The organism is Saccharophagus degradans 2-40, assembly GCF_000013665.1.
Classification (GTDB): domain Bacteria; phylum Pseudomonadota; class Gammaproteobacteria; order Pseudomonadales; family Cellvibrionaceae; genus Saccharophagus; species Saccharophagus degradans.
Window position 1 is genome coordinate 982,617 of record NC_007912.1, and the last position, 16,077, is coordinate 998,693.

13 protein-coding genes and 1 riboswitch are annotated in these 16,077 nt (G+C 46.8%); of the genes, 12 read left to right on the forward strand and 1 reads right to left on the reverse strand.

Annotated elements, in window-relative coordinates; genetic code table 11:
- Positions 1-129: 129 nt before the first annotated feature.
- From SDE_RS04040 to SDE_RS04055, 4 genes are all read left to right on the forward strand, one after another.
- Complete coding sequence (locus SDE_RS04040; RefSeq protein WP_011467244.1) at positions 130-897, forward strand: SDR family NAD(P)-dependent oxidoreductase; 768 nt, start codon at positions 130-132, stop codon at positions 895-897.
- Between the two features lie 30 nt (positions 898-927).
- Positions 928-1,521 carry a hypothetical protein gene (locus tag SDE_RS04045; RefSeq protein ID WP_143710845.1) on the forward strand — a complete coding sequence of 198 codons (594 nt, stop codon included), beginning with the start codon at positions 928-930 and terminating at the stop codon, positions 1,519-1,521.
- Positions 1,522-1,798: 277 nt separating this feature from the next.
- Positions 1,799-3,172, forward strand: a complete 1,374-nt coding sequence (locus tag SDE_RS04050) for an NAD(P)/FAD-dependent oxidoreductase (protein ID WP_011467246.1) — start codon at positions 1,799-1,801, stop codon at positions 3,170-3,172.
- 48 nt (positions 3,173-3,220) lie between these two features.
- Positions 3,221-5,968: a nitrate reductase gene (locus SDE_RS04055; RefSeq protein WP_011467247.1), complete on the forward strand. Its 2,748-nt coding sequence runs from the start codon at positions 3,221-3,223 to the stop codon at positions 5,966-5,968.
- A gap of 160 nt (positions 5,969-6,128) precedes the next feature.
- Here SDE_RS04055 and SDE_RS04060 read toward each other — a convergent pair whose 3' ends face one another.
- Entirely contained in the window at positions 6,129-6,638 is a 510-nt protein-coding gene (locus SDE_RS04060) for a hypothetical protein (protein ID WP_011467248.1), read from the reverse strand.
- 93 nt (positions 6,639-6,731) lie between these two features.
- A riboswitch (cyclic di-GMP riboswitch) is annotated at positions 6,732-6,821 on the reverse strand.
- Positions 6,822-7,218: 397 nt separating this feature from the next.
- Here SDE_RS04060 and SDE_RS04065 point away from each other — a divergent pair.
- The 8 genes from SDE_RS04065 to SDE_RS04100 all read left to right on the forward strand — a co-directional run bounded on the left by SDE_RS04065 (position 7,219) and on the right by SDE_RS04100 (position 16,003).
- A complete protein-coding gene (locus tag SDE_RS04065) occupies positions 7,219-8,166 on the forward strand; it encodes an ABC transporter substrate-binding protein (RefSeq protein WP_011467249.1) in 948 nt (315 codons plus the stop codon).
- 88 nt (positions 8,167-8,254) lie between these two features.
- Complete coding sequence (locus tag SDE_RS04070) at positions 8,255-9,760, forward strand: sugar ABC transporter ATP-binding protein (protein ID WP_011467250.1); 1,506 nt, start codon at positions 8,255-8,257, stop codon at positions 9,758-9,760.
- Positions 9,761-9,797: 37 nt separating this feature from the next.
- Positions 9,798-10,820, forward strand: coding sequence for an ABC transporter permease (locus tag SDE_RS04075; protein WP_011467251.1), 1,023 nt, complete (start codon positions 9,798-9,800; stop codon positions 10,818-10,820).
- Positions 10,821-10,823: 3 nt separating this feature from the next.
- Positions 10,824-11,786 (forward strand): galactofuranose ABC transporter, permease protein YjfF, encoded by a 963-nt coding sequence (gene yjfF, locus SDE_RS04080; protein WP_011467252.1) that lies wholly within the window; start codon positions 10,824-10,826, stop codon positions 11,784-11,786.
- A gap of 45 nt (positions 11,787-11,831) precedes the next feature.
- Positions 11,832-12,434, forward strand: a complete 603-nt coding sequence (locus SDE_RS04085) for a beta-phosphoglucomutase family hydrolase (RefSeq protein ID WP_011467253.1) — start codon at positions 11,832-11,834, stop codon at positions 12,432-12,434.
- 151 nt (positions 12,435-12,585) lie between these two features.
- On the forward strand, positions 12,586-13,356 hold the full coding sequence (locus SDE_RS04090; RefSeq protein ID WP_011467254.1) for an SDR family NAD(P)-dependent oxidoreductase: 771 nt from the start codon (positions 12,586-12,588) through the stop codon (positions 13,354-13,356).
- Positions 13,357-13,646: 290 nt separating this feature from the next.
- Complete coding sequence (locus SDE_RS04095; protein ID WP_011467255.1) at positions 13,647-15,314, forward strand: ribulokinase; 1,668 nt, start codon at positions 13,647-13,649, stop codon at positions 15,312-15,314.
- Entirely contained in the window at positions 15,311-16,003 is a 693-nt protein-coding gene (locus SDE_RS04100; RefSeq protein WP_011467256.1) for an L-ribulose-5-phosphate 4-epimerase, read from the forward strand. The genes SDE_RS04095 and SDE_RS04100 overlap by 4 nt, the downstream gene beginning before the upstream one ends.
- Positions 16,004-16,077: the final 74 nt, after the last annotated feature.

Sequence of the window (16,077 nt, forward strand, 5' to 3'; positions counted from 1 at the left end):
TACTTTTTACTAATGCAATTTACTAGTGCAATTTATTAGTTCAATGGTGTTAAATTGTTTGCCAGTAGCTGTATCTATCACCAAGAAAATAACATCCAATATTACAATCGAAGGTAAACACTTCCCATTATGCTGCTTAGCAATCTCTACCCAAGCCTACAAAACAAAGTTGTATTTATTACCGGTGGTGCAACCGGTATAGGCGCTGTATTGGTGGAGCAGTTTGTGAAGCAAGGGGCGCAAGTGGCCTTTGTAGATATCGCCGAGCAAGAAGCCAATGCGCTTGTTGAGCGCTGTACACAAGCGCACTGGTTAGCACCGCGTTTTTACCCTTGTGATATTACCAACGTAAAAGCGCTGCAGGCAGTTATAGCGCAAGTAAAACAGGACATAGGCGCAATAAGCGTGCTGGTGAATAACGCCGGCTCTGACGAGCGCCACGACTACACCCAAGTAACTGAAGAATATTGGGATAGCCGTATGCACGTAAACCTAAAGCACAGCTTCTTCGCTATTCAAGCGTGTGTAGAGCATATGAAGGCGCTGGGTGGTGGTTCTATAATCAATTTTGGTTCTGCCAGTTGGCATCAGCGCCAAGGTGGTATGCCGGGTTACACCTCGGCCAAAGCCGGTATTGAGGGGCTAAGCCGGGGTATGGCCGATGAGTTGGGGGCGCACCGTATTCGAATTAATACTGTGGTACCAGGCTGGGTAATGACCGAACGCCAAATGCGTATGTGGGTAGACAAAGCCACGCAGCAGCAAATTGAAAATGCCCAATGTATAGATGATCACCTGCAGCCAGCGGATATTGCCGCAATGGTGTTGTTTTTAGCATCTGACGATAGCCGCCTGTGCACGGCGCAAAAATTTATTGTGGATGGCGGGGCGATTTAACCTTCAAGTAAGCCGTTTCTTGTAACTTTTGTGAATTCTGTAAAAAGCATGCCTAAATTATTCTTCTTGCGACCTGCATCATTTATATCCGCTCGATTGTGCTTGATGGCACTGCTTATTGTTGGCTTGGCTAGCTGCGGTAAAAAGGTGGACTTAAAAGACCCTAAACACTACCAAAAGGGGCCGATAAGTTTTAATTACCCCGCCAATTGGAGTATTGATCAAGAGCAGGCCGATGACGATATTCAATATATTGTTATAGAAAGCCCCGGCAGTGGTTTGTTTGTTGTACAGGCACACACCAGCGCATACGCGATGGACCTTAACGACTTCGCGGAATGGTTCTCGGAAGAAGCGGCTGCGAATATGCCCATTGTAAAGCGCAGTATCGGCGAATTTACCCCTATTGAAGCTTTACCTAGTAAAGCCCTTAAGGCGGGCATAGCCGAGGATTTTTCGATTAGCCTATTTGGCCAGCAAGTACCCCACAAAGCCGCTTACTACCTAGCCGAAGAAGGCGATCTGCACGCTTTTATCATCACCCAATACCGCGAAGATATAAGCACCGAACTCGCCCCTGGCTACAAATTAATATTCGATACCCTAAAAGTTGCGCCACTGTAATATCTCTGCGCAACTATCTGTTATCTGTCTCCTCCCGCTTTGGCCCACTTCTTGCTCTAACCCTCTTGTCAGTCTGTAAATCTTTGATCGTCATCTCCCTTTGACCGTTAAAGCAGCTTTATACGTAATTTTTGCGCCCAGTTTGGGCGCGCTTTACCCGCTTTAGGTGAGAAATCGAAAAAATCACAGATTTGGCATTCGAATTTATGCTTTATTTTGGTGCGTCTTTAGCGGTATATGCGCCAAGTTAGTCGAGAGAGAGGTCCGGTTAGCCACAATGAATAACGCCAATCAGCAAAAAGCCCACTTAGTAATCGTTGGTAACGGTATGGCCACAGGCCGATTGTTGGACGAGCTGATAAAACGCGATGCCAACGCTTACAACATAACGGTAATAGGTGACGAGCCAGAGGGCAGTTACAACCGCATTATGTTATCGCCAGTGCTCGCAGGTGAAACCGAATTGGCGACGATTATTAACAAGCCTGCTGCTTGGTATGCGCAAAACAATATTCGCTTTGTTGCGGGTGTACGCGCTAATGCAATTAACCGCCAAGCTCAAACCGTGGCATTGGCAGACGGCTCTTGTATCGCTTACGACGAACTCGTAATTGCAACCGGCTCACGCCCTGCACTTATTCCTGCAACAAATCAGCACCTTCAAAATATTTTCAGCTTTCGCACCATTGAAGACGTAAACAGTATTGCTAGCTGTGCGCAAGCAGGGCGCAAAGCCGTGGTTGTGGGCGGGGGCCTATTGGGCTTAGAGGCCGCATACGGTTTAGCGCAAAAAGGTGTGCAGGTTACCTTGGTTCATCGCAGTAAAGGTTTGCTTAATCGCCAACTCGATAGTGGTGCGGGTGAGTTTTTGCAACAGGTTATGGCCAGCAAAAATATTCAGTTTGCACTAGGTACAGAGGTGGCTGCTTTCAATAGTGATGCGCTGGGTGGGTCGGGCTTTGCAAGTGAAACCCTTAAAAGTGCAACGTTAACCAATGGCGAAACAATAGAATGTGATTTAGCAGTAATCTCAACCGGTATTACCCCAAACAAAGAATTGGGGCAAGAAGCCGGGTTGGCGTGCGGTCGCGCCATTATTGTTGATGACTATATGACTAGCTCCGATAACTGCATTAGCGCCCTTGGTGAGTGCTGCGAACACAAAGGCGAAACCTTTGGTTTGGTGGAGCCCATTTGGCATCAGTGTATTAGTTTGGCTGAAAAATTATGTTTTAAACGCAATGTGGCGTTTGTAAACCCAGTAGTCGCTACAAAATTAAAAGTATCGGGCGTACAGCTTTTTTCTGCCGGCGAGCACCTAACTGGTGACGATTGTCGAGAAATAAAAATGGTGGATGTAAAAAATAAAATCTATCGCAAAATTGTATTGCGCAATAATCGCATAGTGGGGGTGGTGTTGTTCGGAGATACGCGCAGTGGTGCCGATTATTTTGAGCTTATGCAGCAAGCCGTAGATGTAAGCAGTGTTGCCGCTTTACTCGTAATGGGCAAAGCGTTTTATGCCGAGCAATTGCAGGCTGCACAAAACCTAAATCAATGCGCTAACCAAGCTGATTTTTCTCAAGCAGACTCTTTAAATACTGCTTCAGTTACCGTTAGCAAAAACGCAAATAACGACATCGCCGCTTAGGTGTTTCTCGCACAAATTACGTTAAACCTATTGAGTTAAACCGCCGTAATGACCGTTCAAAAGTCTCAACTTGCAAACGTAATCGCTTCCGATAACCGTGCCGATATTGCAAGCAAAACCGTAAAAACCACTTGCTGCTACTGCGGCGTTGGTTGTGGGGTAGAAGCCACCGTAGAAGATAATCGCGTTACCGCTGTTAAAGGCGATGAGCTGCACCCAGCCAATTTGGGCCGCCTATGTGTGAAGGGGTCTTCGTTACACGAAACACAAAGTAACCCCAATCGTTTACTGCAACCCATGTTGCATGGCGAAGCAACAGATTGGGAAACAGCCCTAAATTACAGTGCCGATAAATTTAAAGCGATCGTTGAACAATACGGCCCAGAATCTGTAGCGTTTTATTTATCCGGCCAATTACTTACCGAAGATTACTACGTTGCCAATAAGCTAATGAAAGGGTTTGTTGGCACTGCGAATATCGATACTAACTCGCGCCTGTGTATGGCTTCGGCGGTTGTTGCCCATAAGCGCGCATTTGGTGGCGACGTGGTGCCGGGCAATTATGAAGACTTAGAAAACACCGATTTAGTTTTACTTGTAGGCTCTAATACCGCTTACGCCCACCCAATTATTTATCAGCGCATAGTGAAGGCCAAAGCAGCGCGGCCAAACATGAAAGTTGTGGTTATTGATCCGCGTCGCACGGCCACCTGTGATATTGCCGATTACCATCTCGCTATACGCCCCGGCTCGGATGCCTTTTTGTTTAATGGGTTGCTTGGTTACTTGGCTGATAATAACGCGCTAGACAGCGAATTTATTGCCAACCATAGCGAAGGTTTTGACGAAGCCTTAAGCGTTGCCAAAGCGCAGGTTGCCAGCGTAGAGCAAGCCGCAGTAATGTGCGATGTAGCAAAAAATGATTTGACTGCAGTGTATGATTTATTTGCCAAAACAACTAAAGCGGTTACGGTATTTTCGCAGGGCGTTAATCAATCTTCTTCTGGGGTAGATAAAGGCAACACGATAATTAACTGCCATTTAGCCACGGGTAAAATAGGCAAGCTAGGCGCAGCACCGTTTTCTATTACTGGGCAGCCCAATGCGATGGGTGGCCGCGAAGTGGGCGGCTTAGCTAATCAGCTTGCTGCACATATGAGTTTTGATAACCAACCCGATATAGATCGTGTGGCCAGCTTTTGGCGGGCACCCAATATGGCGCAGGGTGAAGGTTTAAAAGCGGTAGATATGTTTCAAGCCGTACACGATGGCAAAATAAAAGCCATTTGGATTATGGCGACTAACCCCGTTGTAACCATGCCGGATGCAAACTTTATTCGCGAGGCTTTAGAGAAATGCGAGCTGGTATTGGTGAGCGATTGTATAGCCAATACCGATACAGGCAAGCTGGCCGATGTGGTGTTTCCCGCAACCACATGGAGCGAGAAAAACGGTACGGTTACTAACTCTGAGCGCAGAATTTCTTTACAAAAAGGGTTTTTGCCCGCACCTGGCCAAGCAAAGCACGATTGGCAAATAATCAGCGAGTTCGCACAAAAAATCGGTTTTGAGCAGGCGTTTAATTACACGCACCCTGTAGAAATATTTCGCGAGCACGCTGCGCTTTCTGGGGTAGATAACGGTGTAGATGTTGGCACTAATACGCGCCCTGTGCGTGGTTTTGATATTTCTGGTATGCAGCACATTAGTAAGCAGGCGTATGAAAACCTGCAGCCCATTCAATGGCCCGTAAATAGCCATAAGCCAAATGGCACCGCGCGCTTGTTTGAAGACGCTAATTTTTTTACTGCCAGTGGCCGCGCTAAATTTGTACCTATTAGTGCGCGCTTCCCACAAATGCCGCCGAAAGATAACCAAGTTATTATGAACACTGGCCGTATTCGCGACCAGTGGCACACCATGACCCGCACCGGCAGCGCCGCAAAATTATTGGGCCATATCGATGAGCCATTTATCGATATTCACCCGGCAGACGCCAAGCGTTTTGGTTTAGCGCATAAAGATATTGCTGTGTTAGAAAATCGCGGCGCGCGTTATTTAGGCCGCGTAAATGTAAGCGACAGTCAGCGCGTGAGTGAAGTTTTTGTGCCAATGCATTGGAACGATAATTTTGCATCCAGCAGTCGAGCCGATGCGTTGGTAAACGCAATTACCGACCCTCTGTGTGGGCAGCCGGAATTTAAACATAGCCCCGTAGAAATTAACCCCTATAACGCGCAGTGGAGTGGATTTATAGCGAGTGAGTTACCGGTTACGCCAAACGCTGATTATTGGGTGAAAATTCCAGTCGACAAGGGATACAAGTATCGAATAGCCGACACGGTTACCCCTAGTAATTGGAGTGAGTGGTTAACGGAGCAATTTCCGTTGGTGAGTGATTGGGTAGAGCTTACCGATTCTAGCCAAGCGTTTTATCGCAAAGTAGGTTTTATTGAGGGGCGCTTGGCGGTTGTGTTGAATATTGCGCGTGGCAATGAGCAACCTATAGAAAACCGCTGGCTAGAGCAGCAATTGGGCGAGCAGTGCGATTTAAATCAGCGCTTTGCGGTACTGGCGGGTGTGGCTGGTGAGGGCGTAGAAGATGAAGGCCCGATAGTGTGCTCGTGTTTTCAAATTGGTGCCAAAGCAATTCAAACAGCGATTGAAGGCGGTTGTTGCAGCGCCGAAGCCCTAGGCGAAAAATTAAAGTGCGGCTCTAACTGCGGCTCTTGTATTCCTGAGATTAACGGTATGATACGAGCGTTTTCGCCACAGCATGCAGCGAAGCAGGCGTAGCGAAAGAAATGAGCAGTGCGAAAGAAAGAGGCAGGGCGGTAAAAAGCGAGCCTAGGAATTGCTAAACCATTTAAAGCATAAATAATTTAGCAATTCTTTCGGCTCGTAAGGACCACTGAGTTCACGAGAAATAAAAAACTGGATAAGCTACTTTTACAGCTTAAAAATTTAAAAAGCTTATTGCTTTGTCTAGCAAGGTATCTTGCTTTTTAACTATTGCACGGTAGTGATCAATCATAAATTCTGATGGATCGACAAAACAGTGCACGGTTATTTCCTCAAAATGTTTTTTGCTGCCTATATCGGCAAACATAAAAATTTTATACAACCCCTGCGTTTTATCCAAGCGCGTAGAGTGCGAATCTACATGGGTGCGCAGCACGCTGTTACCGTAGCGGTAATTTGTTTCTTGCTCGCATATCATCGTCGCATCTAATTCGTCGAAAGGTATTTGAGCGTAATCACGTGTGGGGTCAAAATGTACTTTGGTGTGTTCCACGTGATTAATTAATTTGCTTATGAGCATTATGCTGGCAATAAAGCCGAACACACTGCATAACAATAACATTGCTCTGCCTTGCTGCGATTGTGGCAACCAATCGTCTATTTTTTCCCACAGCCAAGCCAGGTCTTCTTTTAATGCTGCCACATTAATTTTAATCGTCGTCAATTTGTTAGGCCTGCGAGCATGTATTAGCTAATCACCAAAGGTGATTGATGTTAATGGTGGGGAAGAGTAGACGGAGCAGCGTCGCTTTTCCCATTCGGTAACCGTTCGACCCAATCTTAAATTACAAGTAGTTGGGCACTGGCTTTGCGTCCCCACGTTACCGCGGGTTTGCCTTTATCGTTGAGCAGGCTAAACAGCGAGCGACGATACTCAAAACAAGCCGATACAGGCTGAAATGAGGAGCAGATTGTTTAAATAAACGTCTGCTTTGTATGGGTTAAAGTATGCGTAAGTCGCGTGGTCAGGTCAACAATAAGGCTTATTGTTACAAGAATAAATCGATCTAGATAATCCCAACTTCCAAACTTCTCGCGTTTTTCTCCCTAATTATGCATGTAAATCAGCACCTTAGCTAAAAGCTCTAGATTGCGATGGTGTTTGTATAAAATACGATAATTGCTTCATTTAAAATATTATATTATATTTGTATCTCGTTCAGATAATCGCGTGAATGCCACTTGCTGCCTTTAGGTTGCTAAGTGCGTGGGCGAGTGAATAACAAATAAATAATGAGGCGAATATGAATAATTCTACAAAAGGCCTAGCCCTTTGCGCACTACTCAGTGTTACTGGCGCGGCACAAGCGCTAACCGTGGGTTTTTCTCAGGTAGGCTCCGAAAGTGGCTGGCGCACAACATTTTCTGAGTCTGTGAAAGCCGAAGCCGAACGGCGCGGCATAGACCTCAAGTTCTCCGACGCCCAACAAAAACAAGAAAACCAAATTAAAGCAATTCGCAGTTTTATAGCCCAAGGCGTAGATGCCATTGTAGTTGCGCCCGTAGTAGAAACAGGTTGGAAGCCTGTATTTATGGAAGCTAAACGCGCGCGTATTCCTATTGTAATTGTGGATCGCAATGTCGATTTAAAAAATGATTCGCTTTATGTCACCCGTATTGCGCCAGATTTTACCGAAGAAGGTAAAAAGGCCGCGAACTGGCTTATGAATGCAACAGCGGGCAAATGCAATATCGTCGAACTACAAGGTACCGTTGGGTCTAGTGCAGCCATTGGTCGCATGGAAGGCTTTAACAGTGTTATTGCCAATTACCCCGAGGCAAAAATAGTGCGCAGTCAAACTGCTGAATTTACTCGCGCTAAGGGTAAAGAGGTAATGGAAAGTATTCTAAAAGCCGAAGGTGGCGGTGAGTCTATATGCGCACTGTGGTCGCACAACGATGAAATGGCGCTAGGTGCCATTCAGGCCATTAAAGAAGCGGGTTTAAAGCCGGGTAAAGATATTCATGTGGTATCTGTGGATGCGGTTGACGATATTTTCAAAGCGCTTGCGGCTGGCGAAGTAAGCGCAACCGTAGAAATGAGCCCCCATATGGGCGGCCCAGCATTCGACGTTATAGAAGAGTACTTAAAAACCAAAAAGAAATTCGATAAATGGATAGTGATGGATGGCAAAGTGTTCACCACAGAAAACTATCAACAAGAATACAAAGCTCGGTTTGTTAATCAGTAATCACTAATTGCTAATTGCTAGCAGTTAATGATTCAAAATTAGAGATTAATTATCAGCTGTTTACTATTTCTTAACCAAGAAGACTCTTATGACAGACCAAAATCCGCTACTTGCCCTTCGTGGTGTGGGTAAGGTATTCCCCGGTGTGATTGCTTTGCAAGGGGTAGATTTTACTTTGCGCGCGGGCGAGATACACGCCTTGCTTGGCGAAAATGGTGCGGGTAAATCTACCCTTATTAAAGTAATGACTGGTGTATATCAAAAAGATAGCGGCAGTATTGCATTTAAAGGTGAAAATATTCACCCCACCTGTACGGGCGATGCGCAAGCCTTGGGTATTAGTACGGTATACCAAGAGGTGAACTTACTGCCTAACTTAAGCGTTGCACACAACGTTTACTTAGGCCGAGAGCCGCGCAAATTTGGTTTGATTAATTGGAAAAAAATTAATCGAGATGCAGCAGAGCTATTAAAAGGTTACAACTTAAATATAGATGTTACCAAGCCCCTTTCACATTATTCGGTTGCCGTACAACAACTTATTGCTATTGCGCGCGGTGTGGATATGTCCTCCGGTGTACTTATTTTAGATGAGCCAACCGCAAGTTTAGATGCTGGTGAAGTGCAGGCTTTATTTAAAGTGATGCGCGAAATTGCTGCCAAGGGTATTGGTATTGTTTTTGTTACCCATTTTCTCGATCAGGTGTACGCCGTGTGCGACCGCATAACAATATTGCGCAACGGCACATTGGTGGGCGAATGGCTGGCCAAAGATTTATCGCAGCACGATCTTGTGAGCAATATGCTTGGTAAAGAAATTGCACATTCCAGTAAAACCACGCCTGTGCAGCAAGACGAAAACGAGCAGGGTGAGGCGCTACTTGCGTTACAACAAGCCGCAGCCAAAGGCTCGGTGGAGCCACTAAGTGTGTCGGTTAAGGCGGGCCAAGTGCTGGGTTTAGCTGGGTTACTGGGCAGTGGGCGCACAGAGTTATGCAAGTTGGTGTTTGGTGTAGATGCGCTAAATGAAGGCGACATTCTTTTAAACGGCAAACCGGTTAAATTTAAACACACGCGCGAAGCCGTATTGGCGGGTATGGGGTTGTGCCCCGAAGATCGCAAACACGACGGTATATTTGGGCCAATGTCCATCCGCGAAAACATGATTATCGCGCTGCAAAACAAGCGCGGCTGGTGGAAATATATTCCCCTTAAAAAACAAAAAGAGTTGGCCGAGCACTACGTTAAAGCTTTAAAAATTGCCACATCCGATATCGAAAAACCCATAGAGCAGCTAAGCGGTGGCAATCAACAAAAAGTCATTCTCGCCCGCTGGTTAGCGTCAGAGCCAGTACTTTTGTTATTGGATGAGCCAACCCGCGGTATTGATGTAGGCGCACACGCAGAAATTATTGCGCTTATTCGTCAGTTGTGTGAGCAGGGCCTGGGCCTTGTGGTGGCTTCTTCCGAGCTGGAAGAGCTAGTGGCCTTTAGCGATAAAGTATTAGTGCTGCGCGACAGAAAAAAAGTGGCAGAAATATCTGGCAGCCAAATTAATCAGCAAAACATTATGCAAGCCATTGCTGGCAGTTAATGTTGTTTAGTTGCATACCCCTAATAGGTAAATAATCATGCAGTCCCTTTCTATTTCACCCCATTTGCGCCGTTTTATTTGGCCGGTATTGGGTTTGATTTTTTTGCTGGCGGTAAACCTTATTATCGCGCCTGAATTTTTTCAGTTAGAAATAAAAGACGGTCGTATTTACGGCAGTTTAATTGACGTGCTTAACCGCGCCGCGCCCGTGGCTTTGCTCGCCATTGGCATGACATTAGTCATTGCTACTGGCGGTGTAGATTTATCCGTAGGTTCGGTCATGGCCATTGCCGGTGCGGTAAGCGCAAGTTTAATTGTTGCCGGTGTAGATAGCATGGTACTGGTGGTAGGTGCAGGTCTTACTGCTGGTGTGTTGGCTGGTTTGGTGAATGGTTTTTTAGTCGGCTACTTCGGCATTCAGCCTATTGTTGCCACGCTTATTTTAATGGTGGCTGGGCGCGGTATTGCGCAGTTAATTAATGCTGGTCAAATTGTTACGTTTAGCCACGAAGGTTTTGCCTATTTAGGCGTGGGTTACTTCTTAGGGTTACCGTTTCCTGTTGTGTTGGTTGTTGTAGCGTTTTTATTGTTTCAATTGCTCATGCGTCGCACGGCGTTGGGGTTATTTGTTGAATCGGTGGGCGCAAATAGCGGGGCAAGTTATTACATTGGTATTAACGACAAAATGATTAAGTTAATGGTGTATGCGGTGTCTGGTTTGTGTGCGGCCTTGGCAGGCATGATTGCCGCAGCCGATATAGGTGGCAGCGACGCCAACAATGCCGGTTTATGGTTAGAGTTAGATGCAATATTGGCCGTGGTTATTGGCGGGGCTTCATTGATGGGCGGCCGTTTTTCTATTGCGCTTTCTATTATTGGTGCGCTCATTATTCAAACGTTAACTATTACCATTATTTTAAGTGGCGTGCCGCCAAAGTTTAATTTAATGATTAAAGCCGCGGTGATTATTGCCATTCTATTGTTGCAGTCCCCACAGTTGCACCGTCAGCTATCGCGCTTTTCTCTTTCTCTTTCTCGTTCTAGTGCTGCCAGGGGGTAAGTGATGATAAACAGAAAGTTTTTACCCCTTTACGTAACATGCAGTTTATTTTTGGCATTATTTTTAGCCGGTTCTGTGCAGTTCGATAACTTCTTTACATTGCGCGTGTTTGTTAATTTATTTACCGATAACGCCTTTTTAATTATTGCCGCAGTAGGTATGACGTTTGTAATTTTGTCTGGCGGTATCGATCTTTCTGTCGGCTCTGTTATTGCGTTAACGGGTGTAGTGGTTAGTGTCTTGCTCGAAAATTATCAGTGGCACCCGCTGGCCGCCTTTGCAGTTGTATTAGTGGGTGGTACCGTATTTGGCGCAGCAATGGGGGCAATTATTCATTTTTATAAATTGCAGCCATTTATTGTTACCTTGGCAGGTATGTTTTTTGCGCGCGGTTTAAGCACTATTATTAGTGAAGAATCTGTGCCAATCACCCACGAGTTTTACGACGACGTAAGCATGTTTGGCTTTGAACTGCCCGGCAACGCTTGGTTAGATGCGTCCACCATTATCAGTATTGTTGTGCTAGTGGCGGCAATAATAATTGCCAATTACACCCGCTTTGGTGGCCGTGTTTACGCGTTGGGTGGCGATGCGCAGTCGGCGGGTTTAATGGGTGTACCTATCGCTCGTACTACCATTAGTGTTTACGCATTTAATTCTTGTTTGGCTGCGTTGGCGGGTATTGTTTTTTCTTTTTATACCTTTTCGGGCTATTCGTTGGCCGCAGTAGGGGTAGAGCTAGATGCTATAGCCGCAGTGGTTATTGGCGGTACGCTACTTACCGGTGGTTACGGCTATGTGGTGGGCACCTTATTTGGTGTACTTATTATGGGCGTTGTGCAAACTTACATTTCGTTCGATGGTACGTTAAGTAGCTGGTGGACGAAAATAGTAATAGGTGTGCTTTTGTTTTGCTTTATAGCATTGCAGCGAATATTGGTGGCGCCGGGCGCAAAAACTCGTTAGCCTTTGCGCTCATTACAACTCGCAGTTTTTTGAGGGTAAGCGCACATGGTATTAGATCAATATTCAGCCATTATTTTTGATATGGATGGCACCTTGGTAGATAGCGGCCAGCTGCACGAAGTGGCTTGGACGGAAACGTTAAATCGCTTCGCTATTCCTATCGATCGGCCTTTAATGCGCTCCCTAGCGGGTGTGCCCACTAAACAAACTATCGCCATGTTAATAGAGCGATTCGATTGTAAAGTGGACTCCCCCCTCGAAGAAATGAACCACTTTAAAGAGCAAGTGGTGCGCGACAATATTCACAAATACGTAAAGCCAACTCAATTGGCAGAGCTGGCCAAGCGTTATCACGGCGTGCTGCCTATGAGTGTGGGCACCGGCGCTTATACCGATGAAGCCGAAGTTATACTCGAGCTGTGCGGTCTGCGTAAGCTGCTCGATTATATAGTAGGTGCCGATCAGGTGACTAAACCTAAGCCCGCCCCCGATACCTTTTTGCGCTGTGCGCAACTTATGGGGCAACCAGCCCAGCAATGTGTGGTATTCGAAGATGCCAAGCTCGGCATTCAGGCGGCAATTGCTGCGGGTATGGATGCAATCGATGTGCTCACCGCCTTCCAAATAGAGAACGAATACTTTCTGTAAGCTCCTCCTTATTGCGCCTATGCGTGCGAATTTTGCCGGTTTGATATATTCTGGCTGCTCGACGTACCGTTGTGTGGCTTATGGTCACACCGATAATAAAAAGCGCTAGTGTATAAGCGCGTTCCTGTACTAGGTGCATGAGGAATACAGTGTGAATTTAACCAATCAATACCCCAGCCTAAAGGGCAAAGTGGTTTTGATTAGCGGCGGTGCCTCTGGCATTGGTGCTAACTTGGTCGATGCGTTTTGCCGGCAGGGCGCGACTGTCGCGTTTATGGATATTCTAGACGACGCCGCTGAGTGGTTGGTTGGTCATATCGGTGCACTTAACGGAGTCGATCTTCCTCATTACTATAAGTGCGATATGGTCGATATCCCCGCACTTCAGCGCACAATTGCGCAAATTCAGCAAGACTTAGGCCCAATTAACGTACTTGTCAATAATGCCGCCAACGATGAACGCCACGACTTTCGCGATGTAACCGTCGACTATTGGGATGAGCGCATGGCGGTAAACTTGCGTCATCACTTCTTTGCTTCGCAAGCGGTATACGCCGATATGCAAAAGCTAGGTGGTGGCTCCATTATAAATTTGGGCTCGATGAGCTGGTACGCCACCCAAGGCGGTATGCCTGCCTATACCAGTGCTAAAGCTGCTATAGAAGGCCTAACTCGCGGTTTGGCTCGAGATATGGGGCCGGATAACATTCGTGTGAACACTCTTGTGCCTGGCTGGGTAATGACCAAACGTCAATTACAAACCTGTGTAGACGATGCCGCGCGGCGCACTATTCGCGAAGCGCAGTGTTTAAAATCGATGGTAATGCCCGAAGATATCGCCGCAATGGCGCTATTTCTCGCCTCAGACGACAGCAAAATGTGTACATCGCAGCATTTTATTGTTGATGGGGGATGGGTGTAGGGCCTAGCTAATAGCCATTGGCTTACAGTGTTGCTGGTGCTAATGGCTGCCCATTTCAATTTTTTCATCGTCGTTTTGCCTTTCTTTTAGCCGCGTTGCGCGGTTTTTTCTTTGGATGTTGTTTCTAAAAAGCGCTTTTAAAACAGGCTGTTAGCTCAGCCGGTTGGCGCGTGTCTTTTTTCTTTCTGTGTGTAGCCCTCTCCCTTATTGACACTCTATTTACAAGGTATGATAATATTGTAATACAAATATAAAACATACCGACCCGTTCGGTGATGCAAGGTGATTCTATGGTTTCTTATGCTTTGGGCCTCGATTACGGCTCAGACTCTGTTAGAGCTCTTCTGGTAGATACCGCTACTGGCAGCGAAGTGGCAACAGCTACAGTGTTGTACCCGCGTTGGGCGAAAGGGTTGTACTGCAATCCCAGCGCCGATCAATTTCGCCAGCACCCGTTAGATTATTTAGAGTCATTAGAAACTGTACTGGCTGATTTGTGGCAGGCGGCTCCCGCTGGCGCTGCTCAACATGTGGTTGGAATCGCATTTGATACAACCGGTTCTACGCCTATAGCAATCGACAGCGAAGGCCAAGCGCTGGCATTAAAGCCAGAATTTGCCAGCAACCCCAACGCGATGTTCGTATTGTGGAAAGATCACACCGCAGTAAAAGAAGCGCAGCAAATTACTGCCGCAGCACAAGCGGCTAGCGAAAACTACCTTAAATACGAAGGTGGTATTTACTCTTCCGAATGGTTTTGGGCCAAAGCATTACACGTGCTGCGCGCCGACCCTGCGGTGCGGGATGCCGCCTACAGCTGGGTAGAGCACTGCGACTGGATGCCGGCTGTGTTAACGGGCACGACGCATCCAAGCAAGTTGCGAATAGGCCGCTGCGCCGCCGGTCACAAAATGATGTGGCACGAAAGCTGGGGTGGTTTTCCGCCCAATGGTTTTTTCAAAGCGCTCGACCCGGTATTAGATGGCTTGCGCGATACATTGCCTGCTCAAACTTATACCTCCGATCAAAGCGTAGGCGCATTAACTGCAGAGTGGGCTACCAAGCTGGGGCTACCAGCTGGAATTGCCGTGGGCTTTGGTGCATTTGATTGCCATATGGGCGCTGTGGCTGCACGGGTTAAACCAGGCGTGCTAACCAAAATTATGGGTACGTCTACCTGCGACATTACTGTAGCTACCTACCAAGAAATGGCCGATACCTGTGCGCGTGGCATTTGCGGTCAAGTAGATGGTTCTGTATTGCCTGGCATGGTGGGCCTAGAGGCGGGTCAGTCTGCCTTTGGTGATTTGTACGCATGGTTCCGCAATTTAATTAACTGGCCGCTGCAAAACATTGCGCTTAGCCAAACCGTGTTAGACGACACTACTCGCCAAGCGCTAATTAAAGAAATTGAAGATAAAACCTTAATAGCCCTAAGCGACGAAGCGGCCAAGTTGGCGCCGGGCCAAGCGAGTATTACTGCGCTGGATTGGGTTAACGGTCGTCGCACTCCCGATGCCGACCAAACCGTGGCTATGGCCATTGCCGGTTTAAAAATGGGCAGTCAAGCGCCGCAGGTATTTCGCGGCTTGGTAGAAGCTACCGCATTCGGTGCGCGCGCAATTATCGAACGCTTTCGCGCAGAAGGTGTGCGGGTTGATTCTGTTGTCGCTATTGGCGGTATTTCTAAAAAGTCTGATTTGGTAATGCAAATTTGCGCCGATGTATGGGGCTGCCCCATCGATGTATTAGAAAGCGATCAAAGTTGTGCGCTAGGTGCTGCTATTTTTGCTGCCACTGCTGCGGGTGTTTACCCCAATGTGGCGGCGGCGCAAGAAGTAATGGCGTCGTCTGTATGCAAAACCTATACGCCTAATAGTGATACAGCCGCAACGTACAACGCACTTTATCAAAACTATTTAGCCCTAGGGGCATTCGTAAACGGAGAAGCAAAGTGAGCTACTTAGAGTTAAAGCGCGAAGCTTACGAAGCCAACATGGAATTGCAGCGTCGCAATTTAATTATTTATACATGGGGTAACGTTTCGCAAATAGATCGGGCTAAGGGCGTTATGGCTATAAAACCAAGCGGCGTACCCTACGAAGAATTATTACCAGAGCACATGGTTATAGTGGATATGGAAAACAATATTGTAGAAGGGCAAATGCGACCTTCTTCTGATACTAAAACCCATACTCATTTGTATCGTCATTTCGAAACCATTGGCGGTGTTACTCATACACACTCCACTTACGCCACCGCGTGGGCGCAGGCCCAGGTAAGTATTCCCTGCTTCGGTACTACTCACGCCGATTTTGCCTACGGCGAAATACCTTGTACTGCGGTAATGAGCGATGAACAAATAGAGCGCGACTACGAAGAAGAAACCGGCGTGCAAATTACCGATGCATTTGCAGGTAAAAACCCCGATGAAGTGCCTATGGTAATTGTTGCCGGGCATGCGCCATTTACTTGGGGCAAAGATGCGGCTAAATCGGTTTATCACGCTGTGGTGCTCGAAGAAATTGCGCGTATGGCTTACCTGACTAAAACCTTAAATACCCAACAAGCTTCCCTTAAGCAGGGCATTTTAGAAAAACATTACCAGCGCAAGCACGGCAAGAACGCTTATTACGGGCAGTCTTAACGTTTAGCAAAAAGATTAAGGCGCGTAGCCCATACAACATTACCTGCGTTTAACAAAACGTATTGTTTAAAAAG